This is a genomic window from Rhizobium sp. H4, assembly GCF_003013335.1.
Classification (GTDB): Bacteria; Pseudomonadota; Alphaproteobacteria; order Rhizobiales; family Rhizobiaceae; genus Rhizobium; species Rhizobium sophoriradicis.
On sequence record NZ_PSOW01000002.1, the window covers coordinates 234281 to 254115 of the forward strand.

General features: G+C 61.5%; 21 protein-coding genes. 9 read left to right on the forward strand and 12 right to left on the reverse strand.

Annotated elements, in window-relative coordinates; genetic code table 11:
- Positions 1-15: 15 nt before the first annotated feature.
- The 4 genes from C4N04_RS03870 to C4N04_RS03885 form a co-directional block, all read right to left on the reverse strand.
- A complete protein-coding gene (locus C4N04_RS03870; RefSeq protein ID WP_096762354.1) occupies positions 16-918 on the reverse strand; it encodes a glycosyltransferase family 8 protein in 903 nt (300 codons plus the stop codon).
- A 181-nt stretch (positions 919-1099) separates the two neighbouring features.
- Complete coding sequence (locus tag C4N04_RS03875; protein ID WP_077991745.1) at positions 1100-1486, reverse strand: type II toxin-antitoxin system VapC family toxin; 387 nt, start codon at positions 1484-1486, stop codon at positions 1100-1102.
- Positions 1487-1488: 2 nt separating this feature from the next.
- On the reverse strand, positions 1489-1749 hold the full coding sequence (locus tag C4N04_RS03880) for a type II toxin-antitoxin system prevent-host-death family antitoxin (protein WP_010047316.1): 261 nt from the start codon (positions 1747-1749) through the stop codon (positions 1489-1491).
- Positions 1750-1845: 96 nt separating this feature from the next.
- Entirely contained in the window at positions 1846-3048 is a 1203-nt protein-coding gene (locus C4N04_RS03885) for a pyridoxal phosphate-dependent aminotransferase (RefSeq protein ID WP_077991744.1), read from the reverse strand.
- Positions 3049-3284: 236 nt separating this feature from the next.
- Here C4N04_RS03885 and C4N04_RS03890 point away from each other — a divergent pair, with 236 nt between their 5' ends.
- From C4N04_RS03890 to C4N04_RS03905, 4 genes are all read left to right on the forward strand, one after another.
- Complete coding sequence (locus tag C4N04_RS03890) at positions 3285-4958, forward strand: glycosyltransferase family 39 protein (protein ID WP_106795467.1); 1674 nt, start codon at positions 3285-3287, stop codon at positions 4956-4958.
- A 236-nt stretch (positions 4959-5194) separates the two neighbouring features.
- Positions 5195-7567 carry a marine proteobacterial sortase target protein gene (locus C4N04_RS03895; RefSeq protein ID WP_077991737.1) on the forward strand — a complete coding sequence of 791 codons (2373 nt, stop codon included), beginning with the start codon at positions 5195-5197 and terminating at the stop codon, positions 7565-7567.
- Positions 7557-8318: a class GN sortase gene (locus C4N04_RS03900; protein WP_077991735.1), complete on the forward strand. Its 762-nt coding sequence runs from the start codon at positions 7557-7559 to the stop codon at positions 8316-8318. Before C4N04_RS03895 ends, C4N04_RS03900 begins: the two co-directional genes overlap by 11 nt.
- 58 nt (positions 8319-8376) lie before the next feature.
- Positions 8377-9519, forward strand: coding sequence for a PQQ-dependent sugar dehydrogenase (locus C4N04_RS03905; RefSeq protein WP_077991733.1), 1143 nt, complete (start codon positions 8377-8379; stop codon positions 9517-9519).
- Positions 9520-9623: 104 nt separating this feature from the next.
- On the opposite strand, the gene C4N04_RS03910 is transcribed toward C4N04_RS03905, so the two are convergent.
- Positions 9624-9944: a hypothetical protein gene (locus C4N04_RS03910; protein WP_245425530.1), complete on the reverse strand. Its 321-nt coding sequence runs from the start codon at positions 9942-9944 to the stop codon at positions 9624-9626.
- Between the two features lie 260 nt (positions 9945-10204).
- Here C4N04_RS03910 and C4N04_RS03915 point away from each other — a divergent pair, with 260 nt between their 5' ends.
- The 3 genes from C4N04_RS03915 to C4N04_RS03925 all read left to right on the forward strand — a co-directional run bounded on the left by C4N04_RS03915 (position 10205) and on the right by C4N04_RS03925 (position 12405).
- Positions 10205-11095: a DMT family transporter gene (locus C4N04_RS03915; protein WP_106795468.1), complete on the forward strand. Its 891-nt coding sequence runs from the start codon at positions 10205-10207 to the stop codon at positions 11093-11095.
- A 484-nt stretch (positions 11096-11579) separates the two neighbouring features.
- The gene (locus C4N04_RS03920) at positions 11580-11795 is read left to right on the forward strand and encodes a cold-shock protein (RefSeq protein WP_003561293.1); all 216 of its coding nucleotides are present in this window, start codon (positions 11580-11582) and stop codon (positions 11793-11795) included.
- 148 nt (positions 11796-11943) lie between these two features.
- Entirely contained in the window at positions 11944-12405 is a 462-nt protein-coding gene (locus tag C4N04_RS03925; protein ID WP_009997151.1) for a BA14K family protein, read from the forward strand.
- Between the two features lie 62 nt (positions 12406-12467).
- On the opposite strand, the gene C4N04_RS03930 is transcribed toward C4N04_RS03925, so the two are convergent.
- Complete coding sequence (locus tag C4N04_RS03930; RefSeq protein ID WP_106795529.1) at positions 12468-13340, reverse strand: oxidoreductase; 873 nt, start codon at positions 13338-13340, stop codon at positions 12468-12470.
- A gap of 35 nt (positions 13341-13375) precedes the next feature.
- Here C4N04_RS03930 and C4N04_RS03935 point away from each other — a divergent pair, with 35 nt between their 5' ends.
- A complete protein-coding gene (locus C4N04_RS03935) occupies positions 13376-13834 on the forward strand; it encodes a helix-turn-helix domain-containing protein (protein ID WP_106795469.1) in 459 nt (152 codons plus the stop codon).
- Here the strand turns inward: C4N04_RS03935 and C4N04_RS03940 are convergent.
- From C4N04_RS03940 to C4N04_RS03955, 4 genes are all read right to left on the reverse strand, one after another.
- The gene (locus C4N04_RS03940; protein ID WP_009993233.1) at positions 13831-15207 is read right to left on the reverse strand and encodes an ATP-binding protein; all 1377 of its coding nucleotides are present in this window, start codon (positions 15205-15207) and stop codon (positions 13831-13833) included. The two genes, C4N04_RS03935 and C4N04_RS03940, sit on opposite strands and share 4 nt — an antisense overlap.
- A gap of 174 nt (positions 15208-15381) precedes the next feature.
- Positions 15382-16083, reverse strand: coding sequence for a response regulator transcription factor (locus C4N04_RS03945; RefSeq protein ID WP_038690340.1), 702 nt, complete (start codon positions 16081-16083; stop codon positions 15382-15384).
- Entirely contained in the window at positions 16084-16575 is a 492-nt protein-coding gene (locus C4N04_RS03950; protein WP_106795470.1) for a MarR family transcriptional regulator, read from the reverse strand.
- Positions 16576-17043: 468 nt separating this feature from the next.
- Positions 17044-17661 carry a DUF1236 domain-containing protein gene (locus tag C4N04_RS03955; protein WP_096762349.1) on the reverse strand — a complete coding sequence of 206 codons (618 nt, stop codon included), beginning with the start codon at positions 17659-17661 and terminating at the stop codon, positions 17044-17046.
- A 285-nt stretch (positions 17662-17946) separates the two neighbouring features.
- Here C4N04_RS03955 and C4N04_RS03960 point away from each other — a divergent pair, with 285 nt between their 5' ends.
- Positions 17947-18648 carry an MBL fold metallo-hydrolase gene (locus C4N04_RS03960; protein WP_106795471.1) on the forward strand — a complete coding sequence of 234 codons (702 nt, stop codon included), beginning with the start codon at positions 17947-17949 and terminating at the stop codon, positions 18646-18648.
- An 8-nt stretch (positions 18649-18656) separates the two neighbouring features.
- Here C4N04_RS03960 and C4N04_RS03965 read toward each other — a convergent pair whose 3' ends face one another.
- On the reverse strand, positions 18657-18998 hold the full coding sequence (locus tag C4N04_RS03965; RefSeq protein WP_009997183.1) for a tRNA-binding protein: 342 nt from the start codon (positions 18996-18998) through the stop codon (positions 18657-18659).
- A gap of 9 nt (positions 18999-19007) precedes the next feature.
- On the reverse strand, positions 19008-19835 hold the full coding sequence (gene proC, locus C4N04_RS03970) for a pyrroline-5-carboxylate reductase (protein ID WP_009997185.1): 828 nt from the start codon (positions 19833-19835) through the stop codon (positions 19008-19010).

The following is a 19835-nucleotide window of genomic DNA, read 5'->3' on the forward strand; positions in this document are numbered from 1 at the left end:
CTTTCCAAGGACGATCTAGCTGTTGCTGAAATAGGCACGCATCCGTGCAAGCCGCGTCAGCCCACCGATCTGCTTTCCCACATGCGAGAAGAAACCGGCAACCCGGCCCGCCGCTGACGGCTGCTTGCAGAAGCAGGCCCACGGCGTGTTGCGGAGATCTTCGGCATAACGTGCGGCCACCCGACGGTGCACCCAGGGAACGGTCGCCTGCCACGGTTTCTTACGACCGGTGAAATGAAGGATCGCCGGCCGGGTGACGAAAGGCAGCAATCCCGTCTGCGTGTTCCAGCGCGGATCGAGCACCAGCCAGTCGCCGTCGAATGTGACGTTCAGCGCATCCTGGTCGTTGTTTTCGAACAGATGCGAGCGCTCCTCGAAGATCTCCCGGGTCCTGGCAAAAAGCCCCTTTGCTCGGCAGACCGACCAGTCGAACAGCAAGACGCCCGCGTTGAAGTAGCGCCCGCCCTCGCTCATGCCGATCTTGCGCTGCCGCGCGCCAGCCTTCTCGGGAAAGGCCATGACATAGTCATCGACGGCGCCAAGCGCCTTGCCCTGGAGATCCCTGGTGAAGAGTTCGTCGACGGACGCTACCGCCAGCACATCGGCGTCGAGGTAAAGCAGGCGCTCGATATTCTCCGGAATTTGCAGATCCATATAGAGCCGCGCCAGCGTGGCGGCGGACCAACGGCCCCGCGCTTGGCGCGCCGTATCCGGCGTCGCATAGGGCAGCACCTTGATCGTGATGCCATGCAGGCGCGCGAAGCTTTCGACCTCGGCGACCTCGTTCGGCTTCAGGTCGATGCCGAGAAGCAGGAATTCACAGGCCCTCGCCAGATTGCGCTTGACGGAAAGCAGGGTGCAGCAGGCAGCCGGCAGCATGTTGACGTCGGAACAGACGATGACGGCACTCTGCTGCAAAATCCGGCCTCCCAAAGCGGCAACTTGAACTTGATGGCGGATATCTAGTTGGTTTGGCGGCCGCCCGCAACCTGAGATCACCCGCGCCGACGGCGCTCCCCCTCACGATTTGAATCGGAATTCAACGACTTGCGAGGCAAAGCGGAATCGCGGCCGCAAGGTCTTCAATCAGGATGGAAGCCTATAGCCGCAGCGCCAGCGGATGGCCGACGAGCAATCGGTCGACCGTCGCAAGCTGCAAGCCCTCGACCTTGCACTGCGCCAGCAGCAGGCGGTCGAAGGGATCGCGCGTCTCAGGCTCTGGATCGGCGGCGGTGATGACATGCGGGACGTCCATGGGCAGGATCGTCAGCCCGGTCTCCCGGAGATAGATGGGAATGGTCTCCAGGGGCAATCCTGGCTGCAATTTCCCAAGCCTCGTCTTGATGGCAATTTCCCAGAGACTGGCGACGCTGACGAAGCCGCTGGCGGCATGGTCCGAAAGCAGCTGCTCGACACGCGGGAAACGTTCCGTCAGTTGCTTCTGCGCAATCGCGATCACCATGTGCGTGTCAAGCAGGACCCGCATGTTCACGGCAGCGGCTTCAAAAGGAAATCTTCCGGCAGAGGATCGTCGAAGTCGTCGGCGATATACATCTCCGTCCTCGTGATGCCCTTGGAACGGAGATAGGCCTCACCAGCCTCCAGGTTCAAGCCGCCTCGCTTCTGATGCGGGACGAGATCGAAGACCGGCTTGCCGTTGCGCGTCACGACAATGGTCTCGCCTTCCTCGACCTCGCGGGCAAGCTCGGTCAGGCGATTCTTCGCGTCGCGGATCGTCACGGTCCTCATGGCGCAAATGTAGCTACATGCAGCCACATCGTCAACGCCGCAACAAAAAGGCCCGCCGTCACCGGCAGGCCGTCGATCTGTTGTATCGCAGTCCGCTTACTTGCAGGCGGCGCAGAAACGCTGGATGCGGCGGCAGGCTTCCTCGAGCAAATCCTCCGAGGTTGCGTAGGAAATGCGGAAGTTCGGGCCGAGGCCGAAGGCCGAACCGTGAACGACGGCCACACCTTCCGATTCCAGAAGCTCGGAGACGAAATCCTCATCCGTCTCGATGACCTTGCCGGAGGGCGCGGTTTTGCCGATCAGGCCGGCGCAGGAGGGATAGACGTAGAAGGCGCCTTCCGGAACCGGGCAGACGATGCCCTTGGCCTGGTTCAGCATGGACACGACGAGATCGCGGCGGCCTTCGAAGATCTTCTTGTTTTCCGGGATGAAGTCCTGCGTGCCGTTCAGCGCTTCGACGGCCGCCCACTGGGCGATCGACGTCGCGCCCGAGGTCTGCTGGCCCTGGATCATATCCATCGCCTTGATGAGCTGGATCGGGCCGGCTGCATAGCCGATACGCCAGCCGGTCATCGCGTAAGCCTTGGAAACGCCGTTCATCGTCAGCGTCTGGTCGTAGAGCTTCGGCTCGACTTCGACAGGCGTGACGAACTTGAAGTCGCCATAGGTCAGGTGCTCGTACATGTCGTCGGTCAGCACCCAGACATGCGGATGCTTCATCAGCACGTCGGTCAGCGCCTTCAATTCGGCATGCGTATAGGCAGCACCCGTCGGATTGGACGGCGAGTTGAAGATGAACCACTTGGTCTTCGGCGTGATCGCCTTTTCGAGATCGGCGGCCTGGAGCTTGAAATTATGCTCCTGCGTGGCGGAAACGAAAACCGGCGTGCCGCCGCAGAGCGCCACCATCTCCGGATAGGAAACCCAGTAGGGTGCCGGGATGACGACTTCGTCGCCGGGGTTCAGCGTCGCCATGAAGGCGTTGAAGAGGATCTGCTTGCCGCCGGTGCCGACGATCGTCTGCTCCCAGGAATATTCCAGGCCGTTTTCGCGCTTGAACTTGGCGGCGATCGCCTTGCGCAGTTCGGGAATGCCGGAAACCGGCGTGTACTTCGTCTCGCCGCGGTTGATCGCGTCTATGGCGGCCTTCTTGATATTCTCGGGCGTATCGAAATCCGGCTCGCCGGCGCCCAGCCCGATGACGTCGCGTCCTTTTGCTTTCAGCTCGCGCGCTTTCTGGGAGACGGCGATGGTGGCTGAAGGCTTCACACGGGAAAGAGCATCGGCAAGGAAGGCCATGATATCGGTCCTAATGGTTGAAACGGGCAGAAAGCCGGGACCGGAGTTCTGCGGTTAGCTCTATGTCCAATGTATGACGGCATTTCAAGCGCAAAGGCGTGATGGGGGCAATGATTCTTATTGATCCTTTCGCCAAACAGGCCGAGCCGGCACTCGTGCCATCTTAGCACGAGGACGAGGGTCAATACTCAATTTGGATGAATTGCTTTTTGAGCCGCTGCTGATGAACTGCCGGCATGACAAAGCCGCCCCGCAAGCCCTCCACGCCACTGCGTCTCGCGCCCAACGACCTGGAATTGAACCAGCCCGAAAGTCGGCAGTACCCGCAGGAGACGATCGACCGGGAAACGGCTGCTCGCGGCTACCTTAACCTCGACACGGCAATCCTGCTGGGAATTCTACTGATTGCGATCGTCTTCAGGTTCCACAAGATCACCTTGCCGCTGGTCGACGGCTTCAGCTGGCGCGAGATAAGCACGGCCATGATGGCCGACAATTTCCAGCAGCGCAGCTGGAACATCTTCTTTCCAGAGGTCAGCTGGACCGGGCCCGGGCCAAGCTATCAGGGCCGCGAGTTCCAGATCGTCAGCTATCTCACCGCCCTGCTCTACCAACTCTTCGGCTGGCATGACTGGTTCGGCCGCGTGGTTGCAGCCTGCTTCGGGCTGGTAACGGTGTTTTCGCTGCACAGGCTGACGGCGCTGTGCTGGGGTGAGAGGCACGCCCACGCGGCGGCGCTGGCCTACGCGTTGATGCCGGCGGCGATCATGATCGACAGCTCGTTCCTTCCCGATCCGGCGATGCTGGCTCTGGTGACCCTTGGCGTCTGGCTGTTTGTCAAATACTGGGCCGGCGGCAGCGGCTGGCTCTTGCCGCTCGCCACGCTCAGCTTCTCGCTCGGCGCGCTGTCAAAGCCGCCGGGCATCGCTGCCGGCGCCGTCATCTTCTATCTGATGGTCTGCTGGATCCTGGAGAAGAAGTGGAAGCAGGCGCGCTTAGTCTTCCTGTCGGGGCTTTTGAGCCTGGTCGTTATTGGCGCTTATTTCAGCTGGGCGATCTATCTGGCCCGCAGCTATCCGCCGTTCCATTTCGCCGGCAGCGGCGGCTATATCTGGGATTACGGCGTCTGGACATATGTCAGGGACAGGTTCTACTTCCAATCCGCATGGAACACCTCCGTCTTGTGGTTCTACGGCTATCCGTTCATGGTGCTGTTCGCAGTCGGCTTGTGGATGCCGCTTACCCGCGCCGAAGATCCGAAGCAACGCGCCCTTTCGGCCATTCCCTATATATGGCTGGCGGCGGCTGTGATCCTCTATCTGGCCGCGGCGGGCGAGATCACCAGCAATGTGTGGAACCTCCACATCTTCCATGTGCCGGTCGCGATATTCTGCGGCCATGGCGCGCTTCTTCTGGCAACGCTTGCATCGAGAACCTTTCCAACGCCGACGGTGGCGCTTCGCTTGATCTGTATCGTCGCCATCGTGCTCGGCTGGTCGACCCTTCCCCTCGTCAGGACGATGAAGAAGCCAATCGCGATAAAGGGCAAGCTGCTGGGCGAGGAACTGGCGCGGCTGGCGCAACCGGGCGATCTCGTCGTCGCCATCGCGCCCGAAGTCGGCGATCCCGTCGCAGTCTACTACAGCAGGGCGCGCGGCTGGGTGTTCCCGCCTGGCGGAGGCGATACCGAGTGGTCGAAATTCGTCGCGGATGACGCCACTGCGATCGCACAGATCGAGGAGCTGCGCGCGCAAGGCGCGGATCTGTTCGGCGTGGCCAAGAACGCCACAGACAAGCAGGACCTGCTGTTCGTGGAGCATCATAAGGGCCTGATCGACTATCTCGACAGGACCTCAACCAAGCTTACTGATTCAGATGATTTACTGGTCTACAGGATCACCCGTCCCTGAGACCGCCACAGTCTTTAGCGGCACGCCTTCGACCACATCACATCAGGCACACTCGCGATCGCAACGGTCGCATTTTTTGTCACCTAAGCCCTTAGAAATCAGGGGGTTTGGGGATTCGTCCTTCGCCACGAATAAGCCGCAACAAATGCCGCACGCCGCCGCAATTCGGTCGCGAGCGCGCCGAGATCGAAGCCGCATCATTGCGCTATCCAAAATTGGTTATTGAGGGTACGCCAATGTTTCTGGAAGATGAGTTCGCCATCGGGCGCATGCGCATGCGCCGGATTTCCATTTCATTTCTAGTCGCCGCCACCGCCTTTGTCGCCTGCCTTGCAGCAATGCTGGGACTTGCCTCCGCCGCGCGGGCCGAGGCACAGCAGACATCCGGTCAGCTAGCGGCCCTTGTCCGCCCGAACGACGTCAATAGCGGCTCGCTGCTCTTCCCGTCGAAGGAGCCGGGCTTTTTTGTCGAGGCGCCGCGGTTGAAGACCGACGTCACCATCGATGTCTCCGGCCCGATCGCCAGGGTAAAGGTGACACAGCGCTTCCAGAACCCGAGCCAGGGCTGGGTCGAGGGCACCTATGTCTTCCCGCTGCCGGACAATTCCGCCGTCGACGCGCTGAAGATGCAGATCGGCGAACGCTTCATCGAAGGCCAGATCAAGCCGCGCCAGGAAGCCCGCGAGATCTACGAGCAGGCCAAGGCCGAGGGCAAGAAGACGGCATTGCTCGAACAGCAGCGGCCGAACATCTTCACCAACCAGGTCGCCAATATCGGCCCCGGCGAAGAGATCGTCGTGCAGATCGAGTATCAGCAGGCGGTCCGCCAGTCGGGCGGCGAGTTCTCGCTGCGCTTCCCGATGGTCGTCGCGCCGCGCTACAATCCGGCGCCGATCGTCCAGACGGTCGAATTCAACAATGGCGCCGGCTTTGCCACGCCGAGCGACCCGGTGGAAAACCGTGAGAAGATCGAAGCGCCGGTGCTTGATCCGCGCGAGAATGCCAAAATCAACCCGGTCTCGCTGACCGTCAACCTCAAGGCAGGTTTTCCGCTCGGTGACGTCACATCGTCCTTTCACGCGGTCGATATCGGACAGGACGGCGACCAAGCGAGGACGATCAGCCTGAAGGGAGATGCCGTCCCGGCGGACAAGGATTTCGAGCTCACCTGGAAGGCTTCTCCAGGCAAGATGCCGAGCGCCGGTCTCTTTCGCGAAGTCAAGGACGGCAAGACCTATCTGCTCGCTTTCGTCACTCCGCCGACGGCGCTAGACGCGGCAGCACCGCCGGCCAAACGTGAAGTGGTCTTCGTCATCGACAATTCCGGCTCCATGTCCGGCCCGTCGATCGAGCAGGCAAGGCAGAGCCTGGCCCTTGCCATCTCGAGGCTGAACCCGGACGACCGCTTCAACGTCATCCGTTTCGACGACACGATGACTGATTATTTCAAGGGCCTCGTCTCTGCCACCCCAGACAACCGTGAAAGAGCCATTGCCTATGTCAGGGGCCTGACCGCCGACGGCGGTACGGAAATGCTGCCCGCGCTTGAAGATGCGTTGCGCAACCAGGGTCCGGTCGCAAGCGGCGCGCTGCGCCAGGTCGTGTTCCTGACGGATGGCGCGATCGGCAATGAGCAGCAACTCTTCCAGGAAATCACCGCAAACCGCGGCGATGCCCGCGTCTTCACCGTCGGCATCGGCTCGGCGCCGAACACTTATTTCATGACCAAGGCCGCCGAGATCGGCCGCGGCACTTTCACCCAGATCGGCTCGGCCGATCAGGTGGCAAGCCGCATGGGCGAACTCTTCGCCAAGCTGCAGAACCCCGCCATGACCGATATCGCCGCCACCTTCGAAGGCGTGGAAGCCGAGGACATCACGCCGAACCCGATGCCGGATCTTTATAGCGGCGAGCCCGTCGTGCTGACCGCGGAGCTGCAGCAGGACAAGCCCGCCGGCAAGCTGCAGATCGTCGGCAAGACGGGCGACCAGCCCTGGCGCGTGGAGATGGATATCGCTCACGCCGCCGACGGCAACGGCATCTCCAAGCTCTGGGCGCGGCGCAAGATCGACGATTTCGAGGCCCGCGCCTATCAACGCCAGGATCCTGCCGGGCTCGACAAGGATATCGAGGCGGTGGCGCTTGCCCACCATCTCGTCTCCCGCGTCACCAGCCTCGTCGCCGTCGACGTCACGCCGTCGCGGCCGGTAAACGAGCCGCTCGGCTCGGCAAAGCTGCCAATCAACCTGCCCGAAGGCTGGGACTTCGGAAAGATCTTCGGCGAAACAGACGGCGCGACACGCCGGGCCGCCGCGGATCCGGCAGGAAATGCAGCACCGGAACAAGCCGTAGCCGTCACGCAGGAGCCTGCCGCATCGCCAGAGATCGCAAACATGATGGCCGCAGTGCCGACGGCGAAAGCCGCCACGCTGATCGCTCAGAAGAGTTCGACCGTGAACCTGCCGCAGACGGCGACCCGGGCCGACGAGCAGATCATGCGCGGGCTTACCATGCTGTTGCTGGCGCTGACGGCGGCGAGCGGGCTCGCCATCTGGCGCCGCCGCATCAAGGGCCTCGTCAAGGCCGGAGCCAAGCGCGATGGCCTCTAGCGGCAACGAGGAAGCGGCCGAATTCGAGCCACTTCCGACCTATCTGGAACTCGCCATGGCCGCGGCCACGGCCCATGACAGACCGAAGGCGCGCCAGAAGAAGGGTTTCTTCCTCTGGCGCCTTTCGCCGATCGAAAAGACGATCGCCTTCGCCATTTCAGGTCTTGCCCTTTACGGCCTGGCGCTGATCGGCGACGGTGTCCTGCTGAAGGCGAAGGCGGAGCTCTCGCAGGTCCTGCTGAAGCGCGCTTTCGCCGCCGAACTGCACGGCGAAGAGATGAAGCCCTGGCCCTGGGCCGATTTTACCACGGAAGCCAAGGTGCGCGCGCCGCGCCTCGGCAAGGAGGCCATCGTGCTCTCCGGCGCCTCCGGCGAGGCCCTCGCCTTCGGTCCCGCCTGGCTCGCCAACACGCCGCAGCCGGGCGAGCAAGGCACCTCCGTCATCGCCGCCCATCGCGACACGCATTTTCGCTGGCTCCAATATGTAAGGCCCGGCGATACCATCGAAATCACCCGCCGCGACGGCAAGCTGTTGACCTTCAAGGCCGGCGAAGGCCGCATCGCCCCATGGGATGCGAGCGGCATCGATCCCGCCTCCGACGGTCGCCGCCTGGCGCTGACCACCTGCTGGCCCTTCGATGCGACCGAACCGGGGTCGCTGCGCTACATCGTCGAAGCGGAATTGGTCGACGGCGAGGCGACCGGCTCCGTTCAACCGGCAAACACAAAGCCGTTATTGCAAAGCGAATGAGGTTGAAGCCGTCCCCTGCCCGCTCCACGTTCAGCATGAAGAGACGACGGGGAGCAAGATGAAGAGAGTATCCGCCTTCCATTTCGCTGCAGCGCTGGCGTTCGCAGGCGCCATATCGGCCAACGCGGCCGATACCGTCAATACACAGGGTCCCGCTGTTCGTGTCGAAAAACTCGCCGATGGTCTCGACCATCCTTGGGCGGTCGAGGCACTGCCCGGCGGCGGCTATATCGTTACCGAGCGGCCCGGCCGCATGCGCATTATCCGCGACGGCAAACTGTCCGATCCGATTGCTAACGTGCCCAAGGTCAGTGCCCGCGGCCAAGGTGGGCTACTGGATCTGGCGCTCGCCCCGGATTTTGCCACGAGCAGAAAGCTCTATTTCACCGCCGCCATGGCGAATGACCAGGGCTCCGGCACCCGAGCCTTCAGCGCGAAGCTTTCTGCTGACGAGAAGAAGCTCGAGGCTGTAACCCCTCTGTTCGGCATGCGGCGCTTCACATCCACCAACATTCACTATGGCTCGCGGATCGCGATTGCCCGTGATGGCACACTGTTCATCAGCGTCGGGGACCGCGGCGACCGCGCCCGTTCCCAGGATTGGCAGGACAATGCCGGCGCGATCATCCATATCAATGCCGACGGCAGCATCCCCGCCGACAATCCGTTCAAGGACGGCGGCAAGGCGCTGCCGGAGATCTGGTCGAAGGGCCATCGCAACCCGCAGGGCATCACCTTCGACGCCAAGGACGGCAAGCTCTATACGGTCGAACACGGCGCGCGCGGCGGCGACGAAATCAACCAGCCCGAAGCGGGCAAGAATTACGGTTGGCCGATTATTACCTACGGCCGCGACTATTCCGGCGCCGAGATCGGCGAAGGTACCGCCAAGGAAGGGCTGGAGCAGCCGCTGCAGTACTGGGATCCGTCAATTGCGCCCGGCGCGCTCGCCGTCTATCGCGGCGCCATGTTCCCGGAATGGGATGGCGACTTCCTCGTAGCGGCGCTGAAATTCCAGCTGCTTTCGCGCATGCAGCGGGATAAGAGCGGCGCCTTCGTTGCCGAGGAGCGTTTGTTCGAGGGTAATTACGGCCGCATCCGCGACGTCGTCGTCGCGCCCGACGGCGCGTTGCTAATGGTGACGGACGAGGACGACGGCGCGCTGCTCAGGGTTTCCAGGGCGCAGGCGAGCAACGACTGAGTTCCCGGTCAGCCTCGAGGCGGCTATTTACAGCGATATTCCCAGATGAAGTATTGAGGGTGCCTAGCCTCAGGGTCCTCATCCTGTTCCGGATCCTTGCTCACTCAAATATCTCCGAGCGAGGAGACACCGTCCTGGCAGGTGGTTTTGATCAGCCTGGCCACCATCTCGAAAACCTGCAAATGGCGGTCACGAAACGACATCTCAGCCAGCGGGCCTATATATTTCTTCCCGCTGTGAGTGACTTCAATTCTGCGATTTTTCGAAGTTAGGACGATAACCCGGTAACTGAATTTCGAACCGTTCCGCTCTATTGTTCCACTTTTTACAGCATCGCGGGCATTTGCCGGTTCAGTAGCAACGACCAGAAGACCGAACAGCGCAATAAAGCTTAAATATTTCCCGCCCATAAAAAAGCGCTCCATTACATTCACTTGATATGCTCTAACCATCTACGCAATCAGGAGGCATTGCCATCGCAACCATCTTTTGTTCCACAGGAACATGATCTCGGGGCGGTTGGAGAACAGAGCGGATCACCAACTGGTAGAAGTTTCAGAGCAAAGTGGAGTTCGCGCAAGACGCTACCGATCGTCATCGGTCAGCCGCCAAAACCTCACCCTTGCCGAACGGAAACACAACTGCTAACCGCTGGGGCACATCCCCTTCCCCCTTCGAGGACGACATGACGCGCGTTCAGGCGAATCTCCTCCTATTGCTTGCAGCCGCCATCTGGGGCGGCGGCTTCGTCGCGCAGTCGACGGCGATGAAGGCGATCGGACCCTTCTGGTTCATCGGCCTGCGTTTTGCCGTCGCCACATTTGCCGTCCTGCCTTTCGTCCTTTTCGAAGCGCGCAAGGCCAAGGCGAAGACAAGCAAGCGGCATGCGGGACTCTACATGCTGACCGGCCTTGCCCTTTTCGGCGGCGCCGCCACGCAACAGGTAGGACTGCAGACGACGACGGTGACGAATTCCAGCTTCATCACCGGTCTCTATGTCGTCTTCGTGCCGCTGATCGCCGTGCTCTTCCTGCGCCGTGCCCCGCATTGGATCATCTGGCCGGGCGCCCTGATGGCTGTCGCGGGCATTTATCTCCTGTCCGGCGGTCATCTCTCGGCGCTGACGTCAGGCGATTTGCTGACCGTCGTCTGCGCCGTCTTCTGGTCGATCCAGATCACTCTTGCCGGCACGACGGTTTCCGAGACCGCAAGGCCGCTCGCGCTTTCCGCCACGCAATTCGCCGTCACCGCGGTCTGCGCGCTCATCATTGCCGCAGCCGTCGAACCGATCAGCCTTCCCGCCATATGGGCCGCAGCCCCGCAGATCCTCTATGTCGGCATCTTCTCCTCCGGCCTGGCCTTCGTGCTGCAGGTGATCGGCCAGCGCTACACGACGCCCTCGCAGGCGGCGATCTTTCTCTCTTCCGAAGCTCTCTTCGGCGCATCGCTGGCAGCGCTGCTGCTCGGCGAGTCGATGTCGGCGACCGGCTATACAGGTTGCGCGCTAATGTTTATCGCTATGCTTGTGGTCGAACTCGTGCCGAGCTTCACCCGCCGGAGCCTGCGGGCCGCTTGAACACGCGTCCAAATATGGGAGCATAAGCAATCCGAAAAAAATTTCGCCTAACCGGAAAGACGCGTTCACGTTGCATTTTTGGCAAAATCTGCTCGAAATTTATATTGCGGACGATATAAAGCGTTAATCATCCCCCTCCGGCGAAGGAAATTTTGCGTTTTGTGCAAACAGGCTGTTGGCGGGAGTGTGCCCTGAACGACACGTTAGAAAACTTTTGCTTGCCAAAATCCCGGAAACGCCGCACTCTTGCCTCGTTCGGGCATTTTGCGAGCATGGGAAGTCCTTAAGTATTTGCGCGCCGGAAACGCTAATATTCCGGTCAGCCGGTTCCAAAAAGGCAGGCGAAAGTCCTGTCTGGGGCAGGCCGAGGTAGAGGGGACCTTTTTCTCACATTTCAAGAATTGCCTGCCAACACCTCCCGCAAGGAGGCAATGCTATGATGCTGCCCGTGTGGATGGCGGGCAGAGAGAAAAGGACCTGACGCATGGCCGAGACTGGCACTGTAAAATTCTTCAATACCGACAAAGGCTTCGGCTTCATAAAGCCGGACCGGGGCGGCGCCGATATCTTCGTTCACATTTCTGCCGTCCAGGCCTCCGGGCTGGCCGGTCTGACGGAAAACCAGAAGGTAAGCTTCGACACGGAGCCGGATCGCCGCGGCAAGGGCCCCAAGGCCGTCAATCTGCAGATTGCGGGCTGAAACCCTTAACAAGGCTGTCGAATTTCGAGTTGAAGCCCGGCAGCAATGCCGGGTTTTGTCATTCAGCCTTCGTTCAGCTAGCCAACGGTAGGACTAGCATTATCGAGAAAGGAACCGGTTCGGTTCCCGGGATTAGGACACTCTGCTGATGAACAGGCTCGCAAAAACTCTCCTGCTGACGGCAACGGCCGCCGCACTTACCCTCTCCGCCATCGGCGAGGCATCTGCTCGCGATCGCCATTGGCGCCGCCACGGCGGCAACGATGCGCTTGTCGGCGGTGCGGTCGGTCTTGCGACCGGCCTGATCGTCGGTTCCGCCATCGCCAATGCCAATAACGGCCCGGTGTACGAAGAGCGCCGTTATATCGACCCGGCCTACGAACCGGATTATTATGAGCCGGCACCGGTCTATCGCGCCCCCCGCCGCGTATATGTCGAAGAGCCGCGATATGTCGAGCAGCCGCGATACTATGCGCCGGCCCGCACGGCGGTGGAGCCCTGGTCGCCGCAATGGCAGCGTTACTGCTCCTATCGCTACCGCTCGTTCGATCCGCGCACGGGCACCTATATCGGTTATGACGGCCGCAGCCACTTCTGCACCGCCGGCTGAACGCTCGACTTCTCTGGTACAAAGCGCCGCTTCTCAGCGGCGCTTTTGCTTTTGGACCCCCTTCACCCGGCCTTCTTCTCCCAAGGCATCGCTCCCACCTCGGCATCAGGCTCGAAATCGGTCGAGACGCTGACGGCGCGCCATTCCCGGTCGGCTGCGATGCGCGCGGCATCCGCCTTCTCGACGTTGCGTACCGCATCGCTGCCGAGCAACAGCCGGAACGGCGGCTCTTCGAGACCGGCAATGTGGATAATGACCGCAGCCGCTTTGGCAGGATCGCCGGGCTGACGACCGTCATACTCGCGCTGAAAGCGCACCGTGGCGCCGACCGTTTCCGCATATTCCGCCCGACCCTCGGCAAGCACCGTCGAAGCGCCGGCGAAATCCGTCCTGAAGCCGCCGGGCTCGACCACCGTCACCCTGACGCCGAATGGCGAAACCTCCTTCGCCAGCACTTCGGAGAAACCCTCGACGCCGAATTTTGCCGCTGAATAAGCGCCGCGGCCGGCAGGCCCGATACGCCCGCCGACGGAGGAGAACTGAATGATATGGCCCGCCCCCTGCCCCCGCATCAAGGCGATCACCGCCTTGCTCATGATGATCGTGCCGAACAGGTTGGTCTCGATCTGGGCGCGGAAATCGGCAAGGCTGGTATCCTCGATCGAGCCGACGTTGCCATAGCCGGCATTGTTGACGAGCACGTCGATACGGCCGAACCTCTTGACGGCTGCCTCGACGGTTGCAGCCGCTGCGGCCTCGTTCGTCACGTCAAGCGCCAGCGTCAACACCTGCCCGCCATAGCGCTCGGAAAGATCGGCAAGTTGGGCGGGATTGCGTGCCGTCGCCACCAGATTGTCGCCGGCGGCCAGGACTGCCTCCGCCAGCGCCCGGCCGAGACCGCGCGAACTCCCCGTAATCAACCAAACCTTCGACATCGGAAACCTCTTCTTCATTGGTTCCTTGCCCATGTATGTTCTATCGTTTCCAATCGAAAGAAGGCACCAACACGATCCATACGCACCTCGAGGTAACAAAGGTGGCTTGCGACACATTCGATTTCTGCAGTGACATGACGGATGAACAGGATGCGCGAGCACGCGCCTTGATCGAGCGGGCGGCGGCGAAATGGCCGCTGCGCATCCTGCACGTGCTCTCCGACGCCGGCGCGCCATTACGTTTCTCGCGTCTGCTGGAGCGAGTCGAGGGCATCAGTCAGAAAGTGCTGACGCAGACGCTGCGCACCCTCGAAAGCGACGGCCTCATCATTCGTACCCTCTATCCCGAGGTACCACCGCGCGTCGAATACGAATTGACGCCGCTCGGCCGTGACCTCCTCATGCAGGTCGCAACGCTCTGGCGATGGATCGTCGAGCGCCTCGGCGATTTCGATGCGCGCAACGCCGTTAAGCTCACTGCAACCACCGTTTAAGCGGGAATGCGGATGGTCGCCCTCAAGCCGCCGAGCGGGCTGTCGCCGAGCGTGACGTTGCCGCCGTGGCTGCGGGCAATGTCACGGGCGATGGCCAGACCGAGTCCGGTCCCTGACGCATCGAGATTGCGCGCCGCATCCAGCCGGAAGAACGGTTTGAACACGTCCTCGCGGTTCTTCTCCGGAATGCCCGGTCCGTCATCGTCGAAGATAACAGTCAGCCATTTGGCGTTGTGTTTGGCTTCGATGTCGAGCCTGTTGGCATAACGGCGCGCGTTCGAGGCCAGGTTGGTGACAAGGCGCATGAAGGCGTTCGGCCTGACCGATATCTCGTCGTCGCCTTCGATCGAATAGGCGAATGTCTTGCCGTGCAGGGCGAAATCGGATTCGAGTTTGGCGAAGATCTCGCTGAGCTTCAGTTCGCCGACATCCTCTTCGACCTCGCCGCGCGCGAAGGCCATATAAGCCTCCAGCATCGTCTGCATATCATTGACGTCATCGTTCAGACCATGCAGATCGGGATTGTCGCCGGCGAGCGCCAGTTGCAGTTTGAAGCGGGTGAGGATGGTGCGCAAATCGTGGCTGACGCCGGAGAGCATCGCCGTGCGCTGCTCGATCTGCCGCTCGATGCGCTCGCGCATCAGAATGAAGGCAAGGCCGGCGCGGCGGACCTCGTCGGCGCCGCGCGGATAGAAATTATCGGGCTTCTGCCCCTTGCCGAAGCTTTCGGCCGCCCGCGCCAACATCAGGATCGGGCGTATCTGTCCCCTGAGGAACAGGATCGAGATGCCGATCAGCACCAGCGACGTGCCGACCATCCAGACGATGAAGATATGGGTGTTCGAGGCATAGGTCTGACTGCGTTTCGCCAGCACCCTGAGGATCTTGTTTTCCAGCTTGATGCGGATCTCGACCAGATTCGAGTTGCCGACCGTATCGATCCAGAAGGGCCGGCGAATCTCGTCGGTGATTTCGTCGCTGAGGATGCCGTCAAGGATCGAGAAGAACGGCTTGTTCCGCGGCGGCGGCAGGTCACCGTCGGGCTCGATCGATATCTGCAGGTTGAGCTGGTCACGCGCAATCCGGATAATCTCGCCATAGTCCGAATTCTGCGGATAGGTCTCGACGATCTCGATGATCGCGGCGATGTCGCGGGTGACGGCGAGCGACAGCCGCTCCGTCACCATCTGCCAGTGGCGCTCCATGAACACGGCGGCGACGACGGATTGCAGGAGCACCATCGGGATGATGATGATCAGCAGCGAGCGTGCGTAAAGTCCGGTCGGCAATCGGCGCCGCAGCCAGCGGCCGATCCAGCGCCAGCCCGCAGCAGGAGCGCGGTCTTCCCGCCGCAAGCTGTCGATTGTCGCCATCAGCGTCGGTCCTGGTCTTTCAGAGCATGGTGCCGGAAAGTGTATACCATTATCGGCATCATGTTCCGCTTCCTCAAACTAAAGCATGTCGCGCAAAACTGTGCAGCGGTTTTGCGATACGCGCAAAAACAAAGATCTAAAGCGCGACAAGCGAATCTGAAAGGTCGCGACGCTTTAGTCGATGCTCAGCCTGTATCCTATCCCTCGCACGGTCTGCAGCCAGACGGGGTTGGCCGGATCCTCCTCGATCTTGCGCCTGAGCCGGTTGATCTGCACGTCGATCGTTCGCTCGCCGACCTCGGTGTCGTTGCCGATCAGTTCGTGGCGGGGGATCGTGTCACCGGCGCGCCGCGCAAAGAGCAGCATGATTTCCTGCTCGCGATCGGTGAGCCGGATCACCTCGCTGGACTTCTTCAGCTCCTTGCGGGTCAAGGAGAAAGTATAGGGCCCGAACATGACCTGTTCGATTTTCAGCCCCTCACCCCCGGCGTTGCGGCGCAGGATGTTGTTGATGCGCAGCACCAGCTCGCGCGGATCGAAGGGCTTGGAGAGATAGTCGTCAGCGCCGGCCTCAAGGCCCTCGATGCGGTTGCCCGATTCCGCCAGCGCAGTCAGCATGATGATCGGCACGTTCTTGATGGCGCGAAGCCCACGGGTGACGTCGATGCCGGATTCACCAGGCATCATCACGTCCATGATGATGAGATCGAAATCGAGACCCGCAAGCTTGCGCTGCGCCTCGGCGCCGTCGGCCGCGACGGTGACGCGAAAACCGTTCTCCGCAAGATAACGATTGAGCAGCGCGCGGATGCGGGAGTCGTCGTCGACCACCAGCAGATGCGCCGCATCATCGGAAATACCTGTTTTGACCGCCATTCAATCCGCCTTCTTTCTGTCCCGCATGCCCCCGAGGAAGGCCTTCACGCCCTCCCGCACCTGCGCAGAGGCTCCTTCGAATGCCCGCTCAATGCGGCGCGATTGCGGCTCTGCAAGCGCAAGCGCCAGCTCGCGCCCCGATTTCGTTGGATAAAGCTTGCGCTGTCGCCGGTCCTCAGGTCCGGCCACCTGGCGAATATAGCCCGAATCGATCAGCTGTTTCAGCACCCTTGCAAGACTCTGCTTGGTGATCTTCAGCGTGTCGAGAAGATCGGCCACCGTCATGCCGGGATTGCGGTTGACGAAATGCACGACACGATGATGCGCTCGGCCGAAACCGCTCTTTTCGAGGATGGCGTCGGGATCGGAAACGAAGTCGCGATAAGCGAAGAAGAACAGCTCGATGATCTCGAAATCGATCGTCTCGGTATCTTCCATCGGCGTGGCCAGCGGCTCCGGCTCGCCCGCTTTCGGACCGGTCTGTCGTGACACTCGGCATTCCTTTCTCTTCCACGCACTGCGGGAAGTCTTCGCGGGGTCAATTTTTGTTGACTATTTGCGTCGCTGCCAGCTTCTGCGGGAACCGAGCCCCGCACGGATTTTTCATTTCCTTGGCATTTCATTGAAACCAAGGCCCATCGGCACTCCGGCGCACCGCGCAATTTCCCCCTGCGTCTTTGGATAAAACGTAATGGGGACAACAATCAACAGGCATGGCGCTTGAAGTGCCGGAGGAGGTTCAAAGACGGCTTCAGTTCCCGTCGACCAGCTGGATGGTGAAATATGGTTCAACGGCGTTCGCCGCCTGGAAGACGCCAATATCGACGTCTTTTCCATGACCCGCCGAGGTTCTCGGCTGAAGGTGCCGGATAAGAGACAGCGAACCGCCGGGGGTCGCGAAGTATCCATCAAACGAAAGGCGGCCCGCGGGCCGCCTCGCTTCAGCTTTGATCGATCATATCACTGATAGACATAGACGATCCGGCGCGTGCCGGGATCGACCAGCACGGGACGGTCATTGATCCTGGTATAGCGATATTCATAGTCGGGGATGGTCTGGAAGGTGACATCAGCCGGCACCTCCGCACCGACGACGACATCGCCGCCGAGCCGCACCGTCTCAGTCGGATTGGTTTCGATATAAGTGCGAACCGTCTCCGGCGGAGTGATGGTCTCGACAGCCCCGACCGGGCCGATCAGTTCGTCGCCCGGCGCCGGCTGCGGGTCAGCCGGGACGACGCTGGCGGTCGACTCGTACGTGACGACGGGAACGCCGATTTCGGCGCGATGCTGCTCGACGATCACCTGGGTGCCGCCATACTCCATTTGCAGATAATCGGCGTAGACCCAGCCGCGTATGCCGTTGACGTCGACACGGCACCAGCGGCTGCCTTCGATACAGCCATCGAGCACTGCGGTCGAGCCGCGGGTGGCAAGGCCGACTGCCGGATATTGAGGACCCGGACCTGCGCGGACGTTGAGGTCGTTGACCGTGGTCGCCACCATCTCCGCCTGCGCCAGACCGCCGGTCGCCAGGAGCACGGCTCCAGCCAGTAGGATGTTTCTCTTCAAGGTCATGTGAGCGTCTCCTTGGTTTCGATGGCCGGACAACGCGCGGCGTTCCACGATGTTCCCCCGCGTTGCATCCGACAAATCGGCGGCTCCGGAGAGCTCCGCGCAAGGTTTTGAAAAACCGAAACAAACTTGATTCTTCCGCTGCTTCTGATTGGCGGACAGCCCTATAAATTTGTGTTGCAGTCGGTGTTTTTGCCGTGAAACAGATCGTGAGAGCGGCAGATTCCGGCTGTCCTCGCCACCGTTTCTAACTATACCTGAGCACCCGAGACACCAAGCGAGGCACTTATGGGCATGCTCCAGGCCGGCATCATTCCGGTGACACCTTTTCAGCAGAACTGCACGGTCTTCTTCGATCCCGACACCCAGGAAGGCGTCGTCGTCGATCCGGGTGGCGACGTGCCGCTCATTCTCCAGGCGATCGAGAAAAGCGGCCTGACCATCAAGGAAATCTGGCTGACGCACGGCCACCTCGACCATGCCGGCGGCGCCAAGGAGTTGAAGGAGGCCCTCGGCGTCGACATCGTCGGCCCGCACCAGGACGACCTGCCGCTTTTGCAGCGCATCGAAACCCAGGCGGCCAACTACGGCATTTCAGGTTTGCGCAACGTCTTGCCGGACCGCTGGCTGAAGGATGGCGACAGAGTCTCCTTCGGCGCCCACGAGTTCGAGGTCTATCATGCGCCCGGCCATGCGCCCGGCCACGTCATATATTTCAACCGCGCGCAGAATTTCGCCCATCTCGGCGACGTGCTCTTCAACGGCTCGATCGGCCGCACCGACCTGCCGGGCGGCAATCATCAGCAACTGTTGGATTCGATCCGCGACAAGGTCCTGCCGCTCGGCGACGAGGTCGGCTTCATCTGCGGCCACGGCCCTGGCAGCCGCATCGGCGATGAACGGCGCAGCAATCCGTTCCTGCAGGAGATCAGAGCGCGTGACGGCTCGGATGCGGGAAAATCAAGCGAAATGCCCGATGAAAGGATGTGAGCTCAGGCTCACATCATCTTCTGGCCGTTCGGCACCGGCTGTTCGACCGCGGCGAGCACGATCGCGCCGTTCTCATCCTCGAAGCCCAGCGTCAGCACTTCCGAGCGGAACGGCCCGATTTGGCGTGGCGGGAAGTTGACAACGCCAAGCACCTGCCGGCCGACCAGGCTTTCCGGCGTATAATGCACGGTGATCTGCGCCGATGATTTTTTTATGCCGATGTCAGGGCCGAAGTCGATGGCCAGCTTGAACGCCGGCTTGCGCGCTTCCGGAAAGGGACTGGCCTCGACGATCGTGCCGACACGGATGTCGACACGATCGAAATCGGCGTAGGTGATCTCTTCGGCCATGGGTGTCTCTCAGCCGGCCAGTTCCTCGGCCCGCTTGCGCGCTGCCGCGAGTGCCGCGTCGAACAAAGGCTGCATGCCGTTTTCGGCCATCAGCACCGCGAGTGCTGCCGCCGTCGTTCCGCCGGGAGAAGTCACATTCTGCCGCAGCCGCGAGGCATCGTCGGGGGACTGGTGCAAAAGTTCACCAGCCCCCGCGACAGTTTCCCGCGCAAGACGCATGGCGAGGTCCGCCTGCAGGCCGAGCTTCCGGCCCGCTTCCGCCATACATTCGACGAGATAGAAGACATAGGCCGGCCCACTGCCGGAAAGCGCCGTCACGGCATCGATATCGGCTTCCCCAGGCACCCATTCGACCGGGCCGGAGACGCGCAGAAGGGAATGGACGCGCTCACGCTGCTGATCGCTGACCGCTGAATTGGCATAGGCCCCGGTGACGCCGCGGCCAACCATGGCCGGCGTGTTCGGCATGGCCCGCACCATGGCGGCTTTCCCGAGATGCTTTTCGAGAAAACCGAGCGTCTTGCCGGCAGCGACCGAGACGACGACCGTCTCCGGCCCGACAGCGCTTTTCACCGCCGGCAACACCCCCTCCATCACTTGCGGCTTCACCGCAAGGAACAATACGCCTGCCTTCAACGCTGCCGGAACGGCCGCGAGATGGGTCGCTCCCGCCTCGCCGATCGTCGCCAGCATCGCCGGTGACGGGCCGGGATCGACGACGATGACGGCCGAGCCCGGAACGCCGCTCTTCAACCAGCCGGAGAGCATCGCTCCGCCCATGTTGCCGGCCCCGATCAGAACGACGGGATGTTTCGCGGAGAAAGCCTTGGCTGGCAT